Source organism: Streptomyces sp. MK37H (assembly GCF_018035285.1).
Classification (GTDB): Bacteria; Actinomycetota; Actinomycetes; order Streptomycetales; family Streptomycetaceae; genus Streptomyces; species Streptomyces endocoffeicus.
Genome location: NZ_JAAAYH010000868.1, coordinates 1 through 1,297 on the forward strand (window position 1 = coordinate 1; position 1,297 = coordinate 1,297).

Below are 1,297 nucleotides of genomic sequence, written 5' to 3' on the forward strand. Positions count from 1 at the left end.
GCGTAGCGGGCGTTCGTACGGTGGACGAACCGGCGCCAGGAGAGCACCAGACCCTGCCGGGTGATGGGCAGCCCGGCGGCCACGGTCACGCCGTTGTCATGGGTGTGGTGCACCGTCAGCAGCAGCGCGTCCGGCACCGACCCCTCCAGCTCGGCGCAGAGTTCCTGACGCACCCGTAGCCAGCGGCGCAGCACCAGCACGGTGCCGCGGTCCAGGCCGTGCCGGCGTGGAACGCGGTGTTTGCCGTGCTCGATGGTCACCCATCCGGAGTCCAGGTCCAGCGCCGACAAGGTGCAGCGCAGCAGCCCGCCGTACCGGGCGCCGCTGGCCCGCGCCAGGCCCACCACCACGGCGAGCCGTACGGTCTCCGGCTTCGCGCCGTCCTCCATCGCCTCCACCGACAGCCGGCGCCAGATCCACTCCGCCTCCGCCGTCGTGACCACCGGCCGCGGATAGCGGTCCGGTGCCGTCTCCTTCGCCGTCCGCGCTGCCACCGCTACCCCCTGAAAGCTTCCCGACCGAGCCGCTTGGCACACTATTTATTCCCTCGATGTCCGCGTCAAGGGATGCGCGGCGGTACGGTCGTCCGTGTGCGCCTTCTGTTGATGTCCGACACCCATCTGCCCCGGCGCGCCAAGGCGCTTCCCGGGGAGCTGCTGGAGCGGCTGCCGGACGCCGATGTGGTGGTCCACGCGGGCGACTGGGTCGACCTCGCCACCCTCGATCTGCTCGAGGAGCGCTCGCGAAGGCTGATCGGGGTGTACGGCAACAACGACGGGCCCGAGCTGCGGGCGCGGCTGCCCGAAGTGGCCCAGGCCGAGCTGGCGGGGGTGCGGCTGGGCGTGGTCCACGAGACCGGCCAGTCGAAGGGGCGGGAGCGGCGCTGCGCCGAGCGGTTCCCCGACCTCGATGTGCTGGTGTTCGGCCACAGCCACATCCCTTGGGACACCACGGCCGAGGGGCGGCTGCGGCTGCTCAACCCCGGCTCCCCCACCGACCGGCGCCGGCAGCCGTACTGTACGTATATGACGGCCGCGATCGAGGCCGGGCGGCTGACCGCCGTGGAGCTGCACCGGCTGCCGCCCCGCCACTGACCGATCGCCGTTCCCCAGGCGTATCGCCGTTCCCCGGGCGAGCTGGCCGCGTCTGCGCCCGTTTCCTTCCGAACTCGCTCGTCTCACTCTTCAGCCCCGGTATCCGACCTGTCCTTTTGGGGTGCCGAGGAGTGAGTGATGACGGCGGCAAGTGGTGGATCCGCATGGCGATGGGCGCTCGCGGCGGTGGCCGCGACCGTGTT

2 protein-coding genes are annotated in these 1,297 nt (G+C 71.6%); one reads left to right on the plus strand and one right to left on the minus strand.

Annotation, left to right across the window (positions count from 1 at the left end; genetic code table 11):
- The coding region (locus GWI24_RS44495; protein ID WP_308344299.1) for a tyrosine-type recombinase/integrase at positions 1-494 on the minus strand (494 nt) is incomplete at its 3' end.
- A 96-nt stretch (positions 495-590) separates the two neighbouring features.
- Here GWI24_RS44495 and GWI24_RS44500 point away from each other — a divergent pair.
- Positions 591-1,094, plus strand: a complete 504-nt coding sequence (locus GWI24_RS44500; protein WP_210951681.1) for a metallophosphoesterase — start codon at positions 591-593, stop codon at positions 1,092-1,094.
- The last annotated feature ends 203 nt before the right edge of the window (positions 1,095-1,297 follow it).